This is a genomic window from Egicoccus halophilus (assembly GCF_004300825.1).
GTDB lineage: Bacteria > Actinomycetota > Nitriliruptoria > Nitriliruptorales > Nitriliruptoraceae > Egicoccus > Egicoccus halophilus.
Genome location: NZ_CP036250.1, coordinates 2,905,976 through 2,922,500 on the forward strand (window position 1 = coordinate 2,905,976; position 16,525 = coordinate 2,922,500).

The 16,525-nt window shown below is 69.9% G+C and carries 13 protein-coding genes and 2 rRNA genes (1 of these 15 only partly in view); 4 read left to right on the forward strand and 11 right to left on the reverse strand.

Annotated elements, in window-relative coordinates; genetic code table 11:
• Positions 1 to 25 precede the first annotated feature (25 nt).
• Positions 26 to 829 carry an alpha/beta fold hydrolase gene (locus ELR47_RS13175; protein ID WP_165404070.1) on the forward strand — a complete coding sequence of 268 codons (804 nt, stop codon included), beginning with the start codon at positions 26 to 28 and terminating at the stop codon, positions 827 to 829.
• Complete coding sequence (ppk2, locus tag ELR47_RS13180; protein WP_130650316.1) at positions 792 to 1,619, forward strand: polyphosphate kinase 2; 828 nt, start codon at positions 792 to 794, stop codon at positions 1,617 to 1,619. The genes ELR47_RS13175 and ppk2 overlap by 38 nt, the downstream gene beginning before the upstream one ends.
• 114 nt (positions 1,620 to 1,733) lie before the next feature.
• Here ppk2 and ELR47_RS13185 read toward each other — a convergent pair whose 3' ends face one another.
• The 4 genes from ELR47_RS13185 to ELR47_RS13200 all read right to left on the reverse strand — a co-directional run bounded on the left by ELR47_RS13185 (position 1,734) and on the right by ELR47_RS13200 (position 7,531).
• Positions 1,734 to 3,185 carry an MFS transporter gene (locus ELR47_RS13185; RefSeq protein ID WP_165404071.1) on the reverse strand — a complete coding sequence of 484 codons (1,452 nt, stop codon included), beginning with the start codon at positions 3,183 to 3,185 and terminating at the stop codon, positions 1,734 to 1,736.
• A 94-nt stretch (positions 3,186 to 3,279) separates the two neighbouring features.
• Positions 3,280 to 4,743 (reverse strand): aldehyde dehydrogenase, encoded by a 1,464-nt coding sequence (locus tag ELR47_RS13190; RefSeq protein ID WP_130650318.1) that lies wholly within the window; start codon positions 4,741 to 4,743, stop codon positions 3,280 to 3,282.
• Positions 4,744 to 4,875: 132 nt separating this feature from the next.
• On the reverse strand, positions 4,876 to 6,159 hold the full coding sequence (locus ELR47_RS13195) for a glutamine synthetase family protein (protein WP_130650319.1): 1,284 nt from the start codon (positions 6,157 to 6,159) through the stop codon (positions 4,876 to 4,878).
• Between the two features lie 94 nt (positions 6,160 to 6,253).
• Positions 6,254 to 7,531 carry a cytochrome P450 gene (locus tag ELR47_RS13200; RefSeq protein ID WP_205745247.1) on the reverse strand — a complete coding sequence of 426 codons (1,278 nt, stop codon included), beginning with the start codon at positions 7,529 to 7,531 and terminating at the stop codon, positions 6,254 to 6,256.
• Positions 7,532 to 7,651: 120 nt separating this feature from the next.
• Between ELR47_RS13200 and ELR47_RS13205 the strand changes: the two genes are divergently transcribed.
• Positions 7,652 to 8,389 (forward strand): type 1 glutamine amidotransferase, encoded by a 738-nt coding sequence (locus tag ELR47_RS13205; protein WP_130650320.1) that lies wholly within the window; start codon positions 7,652 to 7,654, stop codon positions 8,387 to 8,389.
• Here ELR47_RS13205 and ELR47_RS13210 read toward each other — a convergent pair.
• Entirely contained in the window at positions 8,386 to 9,852 is a 1,467-nt protein-coding gene (locus tag ELR47_RS13210) for a pyridoxal phosphate-dependent decarboxylase family protein (protein ID WP_130650321.1), read from the reverse strand. The two genes, ELR47_RS13205 and ELR47_RS13210, sit on opposite strands and share 4 nt — an antisense overlap.
• Before the next feature lie 158 nt (positions 9,853 to 10,010).
• Between ELR47_RS13210 and ELR47_RS13215 the strand changes: the two genes are divergently transcribed.
• A complete protein-coding gene (locus ELR47_RS13215) occupies positions 10,011 to 10,481 on the forward strand; it encodes an Lrp/AsnC family transcriptional regulator (RefSeq protein WP_130650322.1) in 471 nt (156 codons plus the stop codon).
• 54 nt (positions 10,482 to 10,535) lie between these two features.
• Here ELR47_RS13215 and ELR47_RS13220 read toward each other — a convergent pair whose 3' ends face one another.
• The 6 genes from ELR47_RS13220 to ELR47_RS13245 form a co-directional block, all read right to left on the reverse strand.
• Positions 10,536 to 11,018, reverse strand: coding sequence for a hypothetical protein (locus tag ELR47_RS13220; protein WP_130650323.1), 483 nt, complete (start codon positions 11,016 to 11,018; stop codon positions 10,536 to 10,538).
• 81 nt (positions 11,019 to 11,099) lie between these two features.
• Positions 11,100 to 11,507 (reverse strand): hypothetical protein, encoded by a 408-nt coding sequence (locus ELR47_RS13225; RefSeq protein WP_130650324.1) that lies wholly within the window; start codon positions 11,505 to 11,507, stop codon positions 11,100 to 11,102.
• Complete coding sequence (locus ELR47_RS13230; RefSeq protein WP_130650325.1) at positions 11,492 to 12,982, reverse strand: aldehyde dehydrogenase; 1,491 nt, start codon at positions 12,980 to 12,982, stop codon at positions 11,492 to 11,494. Before ELR47_RS13230 ends, ELR47_RS13225 begins: the two co-directional genes overlap by 16 nt.
• Positions 12,979 to 13,605 (reverse strand): DUF3156 family protein, encoded by a 627-nt coding sequence (locus ELR47_RS13235; protein ID WP_130650326.1) that lies wholly within the window; start codon positions 13,603 to 13,605, stop codon positions 12,979 to 12,981. Before ELR47_RS13235 ends, ELR47_RS13230 begins: the two co-directional genes overlap by 4 nt.
• Positions 13,606 to 13,923: 318 nt before the next feature.
• Positions 13,924 to 14,040 (reverse strand): 5S ribosomal RNA (gene rrf, locus ELR47_RS13240).
• Between the two features lie 62 nt (positions 14,041 to 14,102).
• Positions 14,103 to 16,525 (reverse strand): 23S ribosomal RNA (locus ELR47_RS13245); it runs 632 nt beyond the window's last position.

Consider the following 16,525-nt stretch of genomic DNA (forward strand, 5'->3'; position numbering starts at 1 on the left):
ACCGGCCGCGGTGGCAGGAGCCAACGTGTTGATCCGACGCTGGACCGTCGTCGGCCACCGGGTGCTGCACTCCCGCGAGACCACCGACGCCAGCCGACCCGGACGACCTCCGCTCGTGCTCGTCCACGGATCGGGCACCACCAGCCGGTACTTCCGTCCGCTGCTGCAGGCCCTCGACGGGACCGTCCCCGCCGCCGCCGTGGAACTCCCCGGCATCGGGTCGAGCTCGGCCGACGACATCCCCACCGACGTGGCCGGACTCGCCGACGTCCTGGCCGACTGGCTACGCACGACCCGCCGCCACCCCACCACGCTCGTCGGCAACTCGATGGGGTGTCAGGTCGTCACCGACGTCGCGATCCGCCACCCCGAACTCGTCGAACGTCTCGTGCTCATCGGTCCCACCGTCGACCGGCACCGTCACGGGTTCTTCCGCCAGGCCGCACTGCTGCTCGCCGACGCCTTCCGCGAGCGCCCCTCGCTGATCGCGACCGTGCTCACCGACAGCGCGCTGACCAACCGCAGCGCCGCGCTCAAGTACATGCGTGCGGCGCTGCGCCACCGCATCGACCAGCGGCTACCGCTCGTGCGCCAACCGGTGCTGATCGTCCGGGGTGAGCGCGACCCCATGGTCACCCAACCCTGGGTCGAGGAACTGCGCGACCTGACCCGCGACGTGCGCCTCGAGGTCGTCCGGGGTGCCGGGCACGGCACCCACCACGGTCACCCCCACGTCGTGGCCGGACTGCTCGAACCCCTGGCCCCCACCCACAGCGATCAGGAGGATCCCGGTGACGACTTCGGACGACGAGCGGCGACCAGCGCCTGAGGACTACCGGGACGGCAAGCTGCGCAAGAAGGTCTATGAACGCGAGCTCTCCCGGCTCCAGGTCGAGCTGGTCAAACTCCAGCAGTGGATCAAGGACACCGGCCACCGCGCCGTCGTGCTGTTCGAAGGTCGCGACGCCGCCGGCAAGGGCGGGGCGATCGAACGCATCACCTCCAAGACCAACCCCCGGGTCGTGCGCACCGTCGCGCTGGGTGTTCCCAGTGACCGGCAGAAGACCCAGTGGTACTTCCAGCGCTACGTCGAGCAGCTGCCCGCGGCGGGCGAGCTCGTCCTGTTCGACCGCTCCTGGTACAACCGCGCCGGTGTCGAGCGCGTCATGGGCTTCGCCACCGAGGACGAGGTCGCCGAGTTCTTCCGCTCGGTCCCCGAGTTCGAGCGCCTGCTGCAGCGCGCCGGCATCCAACTGGTCAAGTACTGGTTCTCCGTCAGCGACGAGGAGCAGGAGCGACGCTTCCGGGCCCGCGCCGAGGACCCCACCAAGCGGTGGAAGCTGTCCCCGATGGACCTCGCGTCGTGGGAACGATGGGAGGAGTACTCGCGCGCGAAGGACGACATGTTCGCCCACACCGACACCGACGACTCCCCGTGGTGGGTCATCGACGCCGAGGTCAAGCGTCACGCACGACTCAACTGCATCGCCCACCTGCTCGACCAGTTCCCCTACACCGACGTCACGCCCGAACGCATCGAGCTCCCACCCCGACCGCCCGCCCCGAACGTCGACCGCCCGCCGATCGAACACCAGCGGTTCGTCCCACGCCGGTACTGAGTCGGTTCGCCGCCGGTCCTCGCCGCCGCGGCGCGGGTGCCGGACGTAGGGCGTGTCGATGCGTGCTCCCGGGGGAGGTGGTGCACGTCCGGGGGCGAGTCCGCGCGGTACGGGTCAGGTGGTGGCAGCGCGGGCGGCGTCGATGGTGCGGTCGTTGATGGTGCCCACCGCGGCGAGCAACGCGATCGCCATGACCACGGCGGCCGCGATCCACGGCGCCCGCAGCCCCAGGCCGCTCGCGATCACCCCGCCGAGCAGTGAGCCGACCGGGATCGCCCCCCAACCGAGGAAGCGGTAGACGCTGTTGACCCGGCCGAGCAGGTCGTCGGGGATGATGGACTGGCGCAGCGAGACGGTGATCACGTTCCACAGCACCGCGGCGAACCCGTACAGCACCTGGGCCGCGACCACCACGCCCACGCGCGAGGTCAGGCCGATCCCCAACGGGACGACGACCGCGGACAGGAGCGTCATCCACAGGGCACGGGACCGGCCGAAGCGTGCCACGACCCGCTCCGCCACGAAACTGGCGGCGAAGGAGCCGGCGGCGCCGGCGGTCAGCAGCAACCCCCAGCCGAACGCGTCGAGACCGAGCACCGATCCCTCACCCACGGCGTACAGCGCCAGGATGGCCGCGCCGAACGCGCCGGTGCCGTTCATCGCCGCCAGCAGGATCGCGAGCGTGCGCAGCAACCGGTGCTGCCACAGCCAGCGCAGCCCCTCGGCGATCTCCGTGCGCATCCTCGGCGATGCGCTGGCCTCCACCGGCCCGGGCGCGACGTCGGACGCCGAGGGTCCCTCCCTCGTCCCGGCGTCCGCGTCGGTCCGGGCGTCGAGGGGGAGGCTCGGGTCCGCGCCCGGCGCGAGTTCCGTCGGGGACGCGACGGGGTCCCCGTCGGTCACACCGGCGCCGGCGACCGGACGGGGCGGGACGGCACGGCGGCGGCGGTGGAAGTCGCCGCTCATCATCGCGATCAACGTGGCGGACACCAGGAACGTGCCGGCGTCGAGCAGGATCGGCAGCGACGCCGCGACGCCGAACAGCAGCGCTCCCAGTGGCGGACCGGCGAACTGGTTGGTGACGATCTCCCCGGCGAACAGCCGCCCGTTCGCCTTCTCCAGTTGCTCCCGCGACACGACGGCCGGCATCAGCGCCTGCGCGGCGTTGTCGAACAACACCTCGAAGGTCCCGAGCCCCAGCGCGACGAGGTACAGCAGCCAGATCGAGGCGGTGTCGGTCAGCACGGCCAGGCCCAACGCGCCCATCAGCACGAAGCGGATCGCGTTGGACACCACCATGAGCTTGCGGCGGTCGACCCGGTCGGCGATCGCCCCGGCATGGAGGCTGAACAGCAGCCATGGCAGACGGTTCGCCGTCGCCACCCCGGCGAACAGCAGCGGATCGCGGGTCAGCGCCTCGGCGAGCAGCGGCAGGGCCGCGTTGTCGATGCCGTCACCGAGGTTCGAGACGGTCGACGCGGTCCACAGCTTGAGGTAGTTCCGCCCGAGCGGGCCCGTCGCGACCTCTGGGGCGGGCGGGGTCTGTCCGGTGGTCTGTGGTGACACGTTCGATCCCGGTTCGGTGAACGACGCGGGAGTCTCGCACAACGACCTCCCGTCGGCGTCGACGCCGAGGCCGGGACCGGGACCGGGACCGGACTCAGTCGGTCGAGTCGTCCAGGATCTGCAGGGTCTGGAGATCGGCCTGGAACTCGAGCGCGAAGTCGCCGCCCTCGCGGCCGATGCCCGAGATGCCGCAGCCACCGAACGGGGCGGTGAGGTCGCGCACCAGGAAGGTGTTGACCCACACGGTGCCGGCCCGCACCGCGCGCCCGACGCGTTCGGCGCGCTCACGCGAGGTGGTGTAGACGATGCCCGACAGTCCGTAGGGAGTGGAGTTGGCCAGCCGTACCGCCTCGGACTCGTCGGCGAAGGTCTGGAAGGTGAGCACGGGACCGAAGACCTCGCGCTGGACGATCTCCGCGTCGTTGGAGGCCGGCTCGATCAGCGTCGGCTCGTAGAACAGCCCGCCCCCGGCGTGGACGGCGCCTCCGCGCACGATCGTGTCGCCGGCCTCGCGGGCACGCTGCACGAAGCCGTCGACGCGTGCGAGGTGGTCGGGGTGGATCATCGGCGTGATGGTGGTGTCGTCGGCCCGACTGTCACCGAGCACGTGGGTGTCGGCATGGGCGTGGAACCGTTCGAGGAAGGCGTCGCGGAGCGACTCGTGCACCAGCAGGCGGGTCCCGGCCAGGCACACCTGACCCGAGTCGTCGTACTGCCACGCCGCCTTCTTCGCGGCGGCGTCGAGATCGGCGTCCTCGAACACGATCAGCGGGCCCTTGCCCCCGAGTTCGGCCGTGAAGGGCACGATGTTCTCGGCGGCCGCGCGTCCGATGTGACGGGCGGCCTCGGGCGAGCCGGTGAACGAGATGCGCCGGACCCGCGGGTCGGCAACGAGGGCTGCACCGACCTCCTCGCCGATGCCCTGCACGACGTTGAGCACGCCCGGCGGGAGTTCGGCCTGCTCGGCGAGGTCGGCGAGGATCGAGGCGGACAACGGTGACCACTCGGCGGGCTTGAGCACGACGGTGTTGCCGGCGGCGAGCGCGGGCGCCAGCTTCCAGGTCGACAGCATCCAGGGCGCGTTCCACGGGGTGATGATGACCGCGGGACCCGCGGGCATGCGGATCACCCGGTTCTCGGTGCCCTTGGACGACCAGACGCGCTCCTCGTGCCCTGCGGCGAGGTCGGCGTAGTTGCGGAAGTTCTCCGCCCCGCGGTGCACGAGCCGTTCGCGCAGGCTCTGCAGGCGCATCGCCATGTCGACCGTCTCGACCGCGGCGACGCGCTCGACGTTGGCGTCGATGACGTCGGCGAGCCGGTGCAGGTGGTCGGCCCGTTCCTCGGGCGAGAGCGCCGCCCAGGCCGGGAAGGCCTGCTCGGCGGCGCTCACCGCGTCGCGGGCCGTCTGCTCGTCGCCGCGGGCGACGTCGGCGAGCTTCCAGTCCCAGTCCAGCGGCGAGCGCACCTCGAAGGTGCCCTCGCTGCCGACGCGACGTCCACCGACGTAGTGCTGCGTCGACACCTCGTAGCCGTTGACCTCGACCCGCTGGTCACTCACGACGTCCTCCAGTTGCGATGCGGTGATGGCCTGACCTGCTCCGGGCGGGGCCTCCGCCACCGTACGACGCGCGGACTGCCTGGGGGCAACGAGGAGCGCAGCGTCGAGACGGGGGACCCGGGATCGGGGAAGTCAGTGGAAGGGCAGGTACTCGCGCAGTTCCCAGTCGGTGACGGCCGACGCGAACCGTTCCCACTCGGCGCGCTTGATGGCGACGAAGTGCTCGACGAGGCCGGGACCGAGCGCGTCGACGAACACGGTGTCGTGCTCGAGGGCGTCGAGGGCGAGGCGCAGCGAGTCCGGGCAGTGCTCGGTCGCGTCGGTCTCGGTCAGACAGTCCTTGGTCTCGGCCGGTGGCGGTGTGAGGTCGTTCTCGACGCCGAGGCGGGCCGACTGCAGGACGGCCGCAGCCGCGAGGTGGAGGTTGGCGGCGCCGTCGGCCATGCGGTGCTCGAGCCGCAGTCCCGGCCCGCGTTCGGGCGAGATGCGCACGGTCGTGCCGCGGTGGTCGTAGCCCCAGTTGTTCCAGTAGCCCGACATCTGTCCGGGACGCAGCCGCTTGTAGGCGTTGACGGTGGGCGCCAGCAGGGCCGTCATGCCGCGGTGGTGGGCCGACATGCCGGCGATGGCCTGGTGGGCGAGCTTGGACAGGCCGTCCTCGGCGGTCTCGTCGTTGAGCGCGTTGTGGCCGTTGACGTCCGAGAACGAGACGTTGACGTGCAGGCCCGACCCGCCCCGGTCGCCGAGCGGCTTGCCGAGGAAGGTGAGCAGCAGGCCGTGGCGACTGGCCACCTCGCGCGCCAGCACCTTGAACAGGAACGCGTCGTCGCAGGCCTTGAGCGCGTCGTCGTAGTGCAGGGTCAGCTCGAACTGGGGGATGTCGTACTCGGAGTTGATCGACTCGATGGGCAGGTCCGCCTCGGCGGCCTCGCGCATGATCTCGTCGAGCAGACCGATCGGGTCGACGCAGGTGCCCGTGCCGTAGACGTAGCCGCCGGGGGTCTCCCACGGCTCCCAGCCGCCCTGACCGTCGGGCTGCAGGACGAAGGCCTCGAGTTCGATGCCGACCTTGGCGGTGTAGCCCAGTTCCTCCCACGCCTCGACCGCCCGCCTGAGCGCGTGTCGGGAGGACATCTCGACGGGCTCACCGCGGAACCAGATGTCAGCGACGGCGACCCCGGTGTTGGGCTCCCAGCCCCGGCGCACCTGCTCGATGTCGAAGGTGGCATGCAGGTCGGGCAGCCCCTCGAGCATGCGCGTGCCCGGCGCCGGGGTCATCTCCCGGTCGTAGCCGAGCGCGAACAGCGACAAGCAGTGGAACGCGCCCCTGTCGGCGTAGCGGATCGGCAGGTACTTGCCTCGGGCCAGACCGAGGTGGTCCGGCCACAGCACGCGGATGCGCTCGTAGGTGTCCATGCTGCCCTCTCTCCATCGTCGTGGCACGGCCCTCCCCCGGCCGCACCACCTTCGTTGCGCCGCGCGGGCGACGCCTCGACCGACCTCTGCCGACTCAGCGCACCGCGACCTCGACGGGCAGGTGCTTGATACCGCTGATGAAGTTGGACCGCAGCCGTTCGACGGGCCCGGCGACCCGGACGTCGGCCAACCGCGGCAGCAGTTCCTCCATCGTCACCCGCATCTCGAGCCGTGCCAGCCACTCACCGATGCAGCGGTGCGGTCCGCCCCGACCGAACGCGAGGTGGTCGTTGGGGTCACGGGTGATGTCGAAGCGGAACGGCTCGTCGAACTGGGCGTCGTCGAAGTCACCCGCGATCCACCACAGCACGACCTTGTCCCCGGCGCGGATCGTGCGCCCGTGGACCTCGACGTCGCGGGTGGCGGTCCGCCGGAAGTGCATGGTGACCGACGACCACCGCAGCATCTCCTCGACCGCCGTCGGCATCAGCTCCGGCCGCGCCTGCAGCTGGGCGAGCTGCTCGGGGTGGTCGAGCAGGGCCAGCAGTCCGGCGGCCAGCGAGTAGCGGGTGGTGTCGTTGCCGGCAGCGACCATGAGGGTGAAGAAGTTGTTGAACTCGAGGTCCGTGAGCGGTTCGCCGTCCATGGTCGGCGCCAGCATCTGGCTGACGACGTCGCCGGTCGGCGCCGCACGACGGGCGTCGGCCAGGCGCTGGGCGTACTCGAACAGCTCGACCCCGGACGGGCTGCGGAACGGCATCAGCCGAAACGCCTCGGTGTCGGTCTGGTCGACGACGTGGGCGGTGAACTCCGGGTCGGAGTTGCCGATCATGGCGTCGCCGTGCGCGACCAGCCAGTCGTAGTCCTCCGCGGGCGCGCCGAGCAGACGCCCGAGCATGCGCAGCGGCAGCTGCCGGGCCACGTCGACGGTGAAGTCGAAGCGCCCGCGCGGCAGCACCTCGTCGAGCAGTTCGGTGGCCAGCGCCCGGATCGCGTCCTCGTAGCTGGCGACCATGCGTCGGGTGAACCCGCCCTGCACGAGCCGGCGCAGCCGCGTGTGCTCGGGGGGGTCGAGCTCCATGAGCGTCTTGCGCGCCTCGAGCTCCTCGGTGTCCATCTCCTCGAGGCGGATGCCCTGGGTGGAGGTGAAGGTCTTGAAGTCCCGGTTGAGGTCGATCACGTCGCGGTAGCGCGTGACGGCCCAGAACCCGCTGCCGTCGCGTTCCTCCCACCAGCTGATCGGGTCCTCACGGCGCAGCCGGTCGAAGGTGCCGTGCGGGACTCCCGCGCGGTAGACGTCGGGGTCGGTGATGTCGAGCCACCGGTCGCCGAGCACCTGACTGGCCCCGGCGGTCATGGTCGGCACCGTCACGCGCGCGTCCTCCCTCTCGTGGCACCCGTCGCCCTGCGACGGGCACCGTCCCGAGAACGACGGTAGCAGAACCGTTCGGGACCGAACAGTTAGACTGCGCGCCCCGGCGAGGGAGTCGAGATGCGGGCCCTGTTCATCCAGCACGACCCTGCGGCGCAACCCGGGCTCGTCGGCGAGCACCTGCGCAGACGCGGCTTCGACCTCGAGGTCCTGCCGATCGGTCGATCCATCAGCGACGGGACCTACCTCGGTCCCTACCCCGCCGCCCGCGAGTTCGACCTGGTGGTGCCGCTCGGGGCCATCTGGTCGCTGTACGACCAGCAGACCGTCGGCACCTGGATCGAGCGGGAGCTCGAGCTGTTGCGCGAAGCGGACCGCGACGGCGTCCCGGTGCTCGGGATCTGCTTCGGCGGTCAGGCGCTGGCGGCCGCGCACGGCGGGACGGTCCGCGCCGCACCGCGACCCGAGATCGGCTTCGGCTCGCTGGACACCGACGACCCCCAGCTGGTGCCGTCCGGACCCTGGATGCAGTGGCACTCGGACGTCTTCACCGTCCCGACCGGCGGGGTCGAGGTGGCCCGCAACGCCGTCGGCCCCCAGGCGTTCCGCCTGCGGCGCAATCTCGGCCTGCAGTTCCACCCGGAGGTCGACAGCAGGATCCTGGCGAGCTGGCTCGAGCTCGGTGGCGAGGGCGCCGCCGCGGACCTGCGCCGTGCGACCGGCGGGGACCTCGAGGCGCTGGTGACGGACGCCGATCGACATCTCGCGCGGTGCCGCCGCGACGTGGCCACGCTCGTCGACGCGTTCCTCGCACGCGTGGCCGGGCTGCCCGTCGACGTCGGCTCGTCGGTCGACTAGGCGCCGGTCACGACCTCGCGGACCCGGTCGAGCACGTACTCGACGTGGTGCCGGCGGGTGCGGTGCGAGAGCACGGCGAGGCGCAGCACCACCTGCCCCTCGAGGTTGGTGCTCGACAGCCGGACACGGCCCTCGGCGTTGACGTGCGCGAGCGCGGCGTCCTGCGCGGCGTCGTCGCCGGGGACCCGGAAGCCCACGATCGACAGGTCCGGCGCGCCACAGGTGGTCACGCCGGGCATGGCGGCCAACGCGTCGTGGGCCTCGGCGGCGAGGTCGAGGTCGGCGTCGAGGGCGTCGACGAAGGGCGCGAGCCCGTGGAGCTTGAGTGGCAGCCACAGTTTCGCACCGCGCCACTCGCGGGTCAGCTCCGGGGTCAGTTCGGCGAGGTCGGGCAGCTGCGCGGGGTCGGGCAGGTCACGCAGGTAGTCGGCGTCCTCGCCGAACGCCTCCGTCAGCGACGAACGCTCGCGCACGACCAGCGCGCCGGTGCCGAACGGCAGGAACAACGACTTGTGCGGGTCGAGCGTGATCGAGTCGGCCCGTTCGATGCCTTCCAGGCGCGCACGACCGCGCTCGGTCAACTGGAAGAAGCCGCCGTACGCCCCGTCGACGTGCAGCCAGACGCCGAGCTCCGCGGCGAGGTCGGCCAGTGCCGGCAGGCAGTCGACCGCCCCGGTGTTGGTCGTCCCCGCGGCGGCCACGACGGCCGTGGGGACCAACCCGTCGGCACGGTCCTGCTTGATCAGGACCCGGATCGCCTCCACGTCGAGTCGCATGCCGTCCGCGGACGGGCACACCCGGACGTGCTCGGGCAGGATGCCGATGGTGCGGGCCGCCTTGCGCACCGACGCGTGCGCCTGCTCGCCGACGTAGACGGTGGCCCGGTGCGGTTCCCCGGGCGCCTGACGTTCCCGCGCGGCGACGAGCGCCGTCAGGTTGGCCATCGATCCGCCCGAGAGCAGCACCGCCTGCGCGCCGTCGGGCATGCCGAACAGCTCGCACAACCACCCCAGGACGCCGGCTTCGAGCGCGACCGCACCGGGCGAGGGCGCCTGCAGGCCGGTGTAGCGGTTCGAGGCGCTGGCGAGCAGTTCGCCCAGCGACGCGGTCAACAGGCCGCTGCCGGGGATGTAGGCGAGGTGGCCGCCGGTGCGGCTCTCGTGCCCCTGTGCGACGGCCCGCATCAGCGTCGCGAGCGCGTCGTCGGTGTGCACCGGTGCGCCGGGCCGGTCGGCGAGCAGACCGGCGATCAGCTCGGGGTCGGGAGCATCGCCCTCGACGGGCCGCTCCCCGACGCCGTCGAACAGGGCGGCGACGAGCGTGGCGGCCCGCTCCAGCAGTGCCTCGGCCTGGGCCGGTGACGGGTCGAGGGGCAACCCGGCCGCCACGGGGACCGTCTCGGCGGGGGGCGTCCCGGCGCGCTCCGCGGCCGGACCGGCACCTGGATACTCGCCCTCACCCATCGGTCGACCTCACCGCTGACGCACGCGAACCTGGGACCGCACGAGCGTAGACACGGGGCGCACGCCGTTCACGACCGATCGTCCCGTGACGACGATTCGTCGCACGGCAGGGCACACTTGCGACAGAATGTTCGTCGTACTGCATCCGAAGGAGACAGATGTCGCTCCCTGTGGACGACGCCGACATCGAATTGCTGGCGCTGCTGCGTGATGACGGGCGCGCGTCGGTGACGGCGCTGGCCGAGCGCCTGCAGCTCTCCCGCTCCGCCGTCCATCAGCGTCTCGAGCGCCTGCGCGAGGCAGGGGTGTTGCGCGGGTTCGCACCGGTGGTCGACAGTCGACGGCTCGGCCTCGGGGTGGCGGCCGTGGTCCTGCTCTCGGCCGGACCGGGGGCGACGCTGCCCTGGCAGACGGTGCGCGAAGGCGTGCAGGCACTGCCGCACGTGGAGTACGCCGCTCTCATGACCGGTGAGACCGACGTCCTGCTGCTCGTACGCGTGGCGGACTTCGAGCAGCTGCGCGGGTTCCTGCTCGAGGAGATCCGTCGACTCACCGGCGCCCGCAGCACCCTGACCTCGCTGATCCTGGACGAGGTGGTCCACCGACCGTTCCTGCTGCCCGGCGACTGACCGCCCGGTGACCAACCGAGCGAGCGACCACCGAGCGAGCGACCGTCCCGCGGATCAGGCGTCGGCGCCCGGCGGCGGGACCGGCGGCGCCGGCGTGACGGTCCGCGTGGCGGCCGGCGCCGCCGATGTCGACGGGGTACTCACGTGCACGCTGGTCGAGCGGCCGACGGGAGGCCCCGGCTCGGAGGGCAGGCCACGGGCCCGGACGTGCTCGGCGACCAGCCGCACGAACCGTCGGGCCGAGCCGAGGTTGCGTGCGGTGATCGGGACCGTGTACGGGTCGGCCGACGCCGCCAGCGTCGAGTTCGGGCGGGGCGTGCCGCCGACGGCCGCGACGTGCAGGTAACCGGGGCGTCCGCGGGACGGCTTCTCGAGGTCGGCACCGCGGATCCGGTCGAGCGGAAGGCGGATCTCCTCCGGCTCGTGCCGGGTGACTCCCTGCTTGGAGATGCAGACCATCCCCGCCTCGACCCGGAGTTCGGCGCGGTCGGCGGAGACGGTGTGGGTGGCGCGTTCCAAGCGGGTGGGTGAGACCATCCGAGGCAACCTCCCGTGGACCTCGACCGGACATCCTAGTCGAGCCGGGCCGTTCGGCCGGGCAGGCGGGACCGCCGCGGGTCAGCCACGGCGTTCACGGGCGCGACCGGCGAGCAGCAGCAGCCCGAGCCCACCGAGGAGCAGCAGTACGGCCAGCGGTGGCTGCCAGCCCAGCGAGAGCAGGCCGACCGCTGCACCGACGACGAGCACCGCCTGGACGAGCCCGGCGGTGGTGGCCGCCCAGGCACGCCCGCGCAGCAGACCGACCAGCGAGGCGACCAGCAGCGCGACCAGTCCCACGAGCAGGCCGATCCCGACACTCAGCACGCCGAGTGCGGTCGGGTCGAGCGTTGCGGCGTTGCCACCACCGTCGTCGGACGCGACGAGCCCGGCCACGACGACCGTGGCGGTCGCGACGGCGGCCTGGGCGGCGAGCAGTACGACCAGCGCCCAGGTCGCCGGCGACCGCGGGCTCAGAGAGCGATCCACGTGGTCTTGAGGTCGACGAACTTGTCGATCGCGTGCAACGACTTGTCGCGTCCGGTGCCCGACTGCTTCATGCCGCCGAAGGGCACGCTGAGGTCGCCCTCCTCGAAGCAGTTGACCCACACGGTCCCGGCGCGGATCGCCCGCGCCGCGGTGTGGGCGGTGGCCAGGTCCCGCGTCCAGACCGAGGCGGCCAGGCCGTAGACGGTTCCGTTGGCGATGCGCACGGCATCGTCGACGTCCTCGAACGGCAGCACGCTGAGGACCGGACCGAAGATCTCCTCCTGTGCGATGCGCATGTCCGGTCGCACGCCGGTGAAGACGGTCGGTTCCACGAACGTGCCGCCGGTGTCCTGCAGGGTGCGGGCGCCCCCGGCCCGCAGCTCGGCACCCTCGTCGCGACCGACGTCGACGTAGCCCAGGACCCGCTGGAGCTGTTCGCCGTCGACGACCGGGCCGATCTGGGTGCCCTCATCGAGCGGATCACCCACCTGCCGCTGGTCGATGGCCTCGATCACCTGCTCGACGAACTCGTCGTGGACGTCCCGCTGCACCAGCAGGCGGGACGCGGCGGTGCACATCTCGCCCTGGTTGAAGGTGATGCCCCAGGCGGCGGTGGCGGCGGCCTGCGCCAGGTCGGGGGCGTCGGAGAACACGACGTTGGGCGTCTTGCCGCCGAGTTCGAGGTAGACCCGCTTGAGGTTGGAGTCCGCGGCGTAGCGCAGCAACTCGCGGCCGACCTCGCCCGACCCGGTGAACGCGAGCACGTCGACGTCGTCGTGGCGGCCCAGCGCCTGACCGGCGTCGGGTCCGAGGCCGGGCACGACGTTGAGCACGCCGTCGGGCAGGCCGGCCTCCAGCGCCAGCTCGCCCAGGCGCAGCGCCGAGAGCGGCGACTGCTCCGCCGGCTTGAGCACCACCGAGTTGCCGACCGCCAGCGCCGGACCGAGCTTCCAGCCCGCCATCGTCAGCGGGAAGTTCCAGGGCACGATGGCACCGACGACACCGACCGGCTCGCGGGTGATCATCGCCAGCGCATCAGGTCCTGTCTGCGGCAGTTCGTCGAGCAGCTTGTCGGCCAGCTCGGCGTACCAGGTCAGGGTCTTGACGAGCGCGGGGACCTCGATGTCGCGGGCGTCGCGGATGGGCTTGCCCATCTCGAGCGCGACCGTGAGCGCGAGCTCGTCGGCATTGGCCTCGACGAGCTCCGCCAGGCGGAGCAGGACGCGCCGGCGCTGCGCGGGAGCGGTGCGCGACCACACACCGCTCTCGAAGGCGCGTCGGGCGCCGGCGACGGCCCGGTCGACGTCGGCACGCTGCGCGGCCGCCACCTCCACCAGAGTGGTGCCGTCACGGGGGCTCGTGGCCGGGAACGTGCCACCGTCGACCGCGTCGACGAGCTCGCCGTCGATGACGGCCTGGGAGCGGGGACGCCACTGCGTCGCGAGCTGGTGCCAGTCGGGGGTTGCCTGGGTCACGCCATCCTCCGGGGCAGGTGGTGGTCGGTCGCCGTGCGCCGGTCCCTGCCCAGGGTCGGGTCGGGACCGGGCCGGTCGAGGTCGAAGGTGTCCGGGTCGACCGGCAAGCGGCGGTGCAGGACGCCGACGGTAGCCATCAACGCCGCCACCTGGTCGGCTGCCAGCCGCACGTAGCTGCTGCTCGGCGGCAACGTGGTCCGAACGAACGAGCCCCCCATCAGCTCGATCGCGACCCGCCAGCGTCCGCCCCCTGGGGACACCGTGAACGCGGTGAAGTCGAGCGGCAGGCTCGCCCGGGCCAGTTCGCCGTCGGCGAGGAGGCGATCGCCGATCTCCTGCGCGCGGTGGCGGTCGGGCCCCTCGACACGAAGACGCAGTCCGGTCCGACGCACCGATCCGGTGTGTTGCAGGCGCAGCCGGCCCTGCGCGTCGGTGCACGGCCCGTCGAGCACGAAGCGACTGGTCTCGAGGCGCAGCAGGCGCCGGCGTTCGCCGTGCTGCTCCCACCAGCAGCGTGGCGTGCCCCCGACGCTGACCAGAGCACGGTCGGGGCCGACCGGCACGAACGCGAACCCGTCGAGGTCAGCGGCGACACGGGCCTGGAGCCCACCGGCGGCGCTCATGCACCGAACCTGTCTTCGCGAGCCAGCTGTTCGAGTGCTCCGCGCACCATGGCGCACCCTCCCGGGCTCCGACGGTGCCGGCCCTCGTCGAGCCGGCGATCCGCCCAGCCTAGGCGAAATCGTTCGGCTCCGAACGGCGTTCCCGGCGTGCGGCCCGGGCAGACGAACCTCCACACCCAAAAACCCAAAGAACCCCACGCCAACCGGGCCAACCGGCGGGTGGGTGGCCGGTGTGGCCGGGTGGGTGGCCGGTCTGGATGGGTGGGTGGTGGAATGCGTCGAGGCCGCCCCGGTTGGGGCGGCCTCGACGTTGGATGGTTCCCGCGGCGACCTACTCTCCCACCGGGTTTCCCCGGCAGTACCATCGGCGCTGGAGGGCTTAACTTCCGGGTTCGGAATGTTGCCGGGTGTGTCCCCTCCGCTAGGGCCACGGGAGACTGGACCAGCCCGAAGGCTGGAAGTCTGTGGTGGTTGAAGTGGATAGCGAGCGCGAGCGGTACGGCAAGTCCTCGGGCTATTAGTACCGGTCAGCTGCACCAGTTGCCTGGCTTCCACTTCCGGCCTATCGACCCAGTCGTCTACTGGGGCCCTTACCCCCTCGAAGGGGTGGGTGATCTCATCTCCAGGTGGGCTTCGCGCTTAGATGCCTTCAGCGCTTATCCACACCGCACGTCGCTAACCGGCCATGCTCCTGGCGGAACAACCGGCACACGAGAGGTGCGTCCACCCCGGTCCTCTCGTACTAGGGGCAGCTCCTGTCAAATCACCAACGCGCGCAGCGGATAGGGACCGAACTGTCTCACGACGTTCTGAACCCAGCTCGCGTACCGCTTTAACGGGCGAACAGCCCGACCCTTGGGACCTGCTCCAGCCCCAGGATGCGATGAGCCGACATCGAGGTGCCAAACCCTGCCGTCGATATGGACTCTTGGGCAGGATCAGCCTGTTATCCCCGGGGTACCTTTTATCCGTTGAGCGACGGCGATTCCACACTCCACCGTCGGATCACTAAGCCCGTCTTTCGACCCTGCTCGACATGTCTGTCTCGCAGTCAAGCTCCCTTGTGCCTTTACACTCAACGACCGATTGCCGACCGGTCTGAGGGAACCTTTGGGCGCCTCCGTTACCTTTTGGGAGGCAACCGCCCCAGTTAAACTGCCCGCCAGGCACTGTCCCTGATCCGGATCACGGACCGAGGTTAGGAACTCAGCACGTCAAGGGTGGTATTCCAAGGTTGGCTCCACCAGCACTAGCGTGCCAGCTTCACAGCCTCCCACCTATCCTGCACGTGACGTACCAAGCTCCAATACCAAGCTACAGTAAAGGTCCCGGGGTCTTTCCGTCCTGCTGCGCGTAGCGAGCATCTTTACTCGCAATGCAATTTCGCCGAGTCTCTGGTTGAGACAGTGCCCAAGTCGTTACGCCATTCGTGCAGGTCGGAACTTACCCGACAAGGAATTTCGCTACCTTAGGACCGTTATAGTTACGGCCGCCGTTTACTGGCGCTTGGCTTCGAAGCTTCGACTTGCGTCTAACCTCTCCGCTTAACGTTCCAGCACCGGGCAGGCGTCAGAGCGTATACATCCACTTACGTGTTCGCACGCTCCTGTGTTTTTGGTAAACAGTCGCTTGGGCCTGGTCACTGCGGCCTCGAACAGCTTCCCTCTGCAAGAGAGGTAACCATCCAAGGCGCCCCTTATCCCGAAGTTACGGGGCCAATTTGCCGAGTTCCTTAACCAGAGTTCACTCGATCGCCTCGGTATTCTCTACCTGACCACCTGTGTCGGTTTGGGGTACGGGCACCCTCACAACTCCCTAGACGCTTTTCTCGGGAGCATGGCATCAATGGCTTCCACAAAGTGTCGACATCACGTCTCAGCCTGTATGTGGTCCGGATTTCCCTGGCCCACGGCCTACACGCTTGTCCCGGGACTACCAACGCCCGGGTCCACCTAGCCTTCTCCGTCACGCCATCGGTGACCTACTAGCCCCAGGGTCCCGTGTCCGTAGACACGGTTAGCATGAAACGTTCGGTATAGACGCGGTGAAGGTGGTACCGGAATATCAACCGGTTGTCCATCGGCTACGCCTCTCGGCCTCGCCTTAGGTCCCGACTTACCCTGGGCGGATGAACCTTCCCCAGGAACCCTTGGTCAATCGGCGGGGGAGTTCCTCCCTCCCCTTTCGCTACTCATGCCTACATTCTCACTCGACACGAATCCACCACTGGGTTACCCCGCAGCTTCACTCTCGTGTCGACGCTCCCCTACCACCCCAACCAGCTTTCGCTTCTATGGTTGAGATCCGCAGCTTCGGTGCCTGGCTTAGCCCCGTTACATTATCGGCGCAAGAACACTTGACCAGTGAGCTATTACGCACTCTTTCAAGGATGGCTGCTTCTAAGCCAACCTCCTGGTTGTCTCTGCGTTCTCACATCCTTTGCCACTTAGCCAGAACTTCGGGACCTTAGCTGGCGGTCTGGGTTGTTTCCCTCTCGAATACGGAGCTTATCCCCCGCATTCTCACTGCCGTGCTCTCACTTGCCGGTATTCGGAGTTTGCCTGAGTTCGGTAAGCTTTTAGGCCCCCTAGCCCAAACAGTGCTCTACCCCCGGCAAGAAACACACGACGCTGCACCTAGATGCATTTCGGGGAGAACCAGCTATCACCAAGTTTGATTGGCCTTTCACCCCTATCCACAGGTCATCCGAGCAGTTTTCAACCTACAACGGTTCGGGCCTCCACGAGGTCTTACCCTCGCTTCACCCTGCCCATGGATAGATCACTTGGTTTCGGGTCTAGCGCCGCCGACTACACGCCCTATTCAGACTCGCTTTCGCTTCGGCTTCCCCTCAACAGGTTAACCTCGCCAGCGACGGCTAACTCGTAGGCTCATTCTTCAAAAGGCACGCCGTCACACC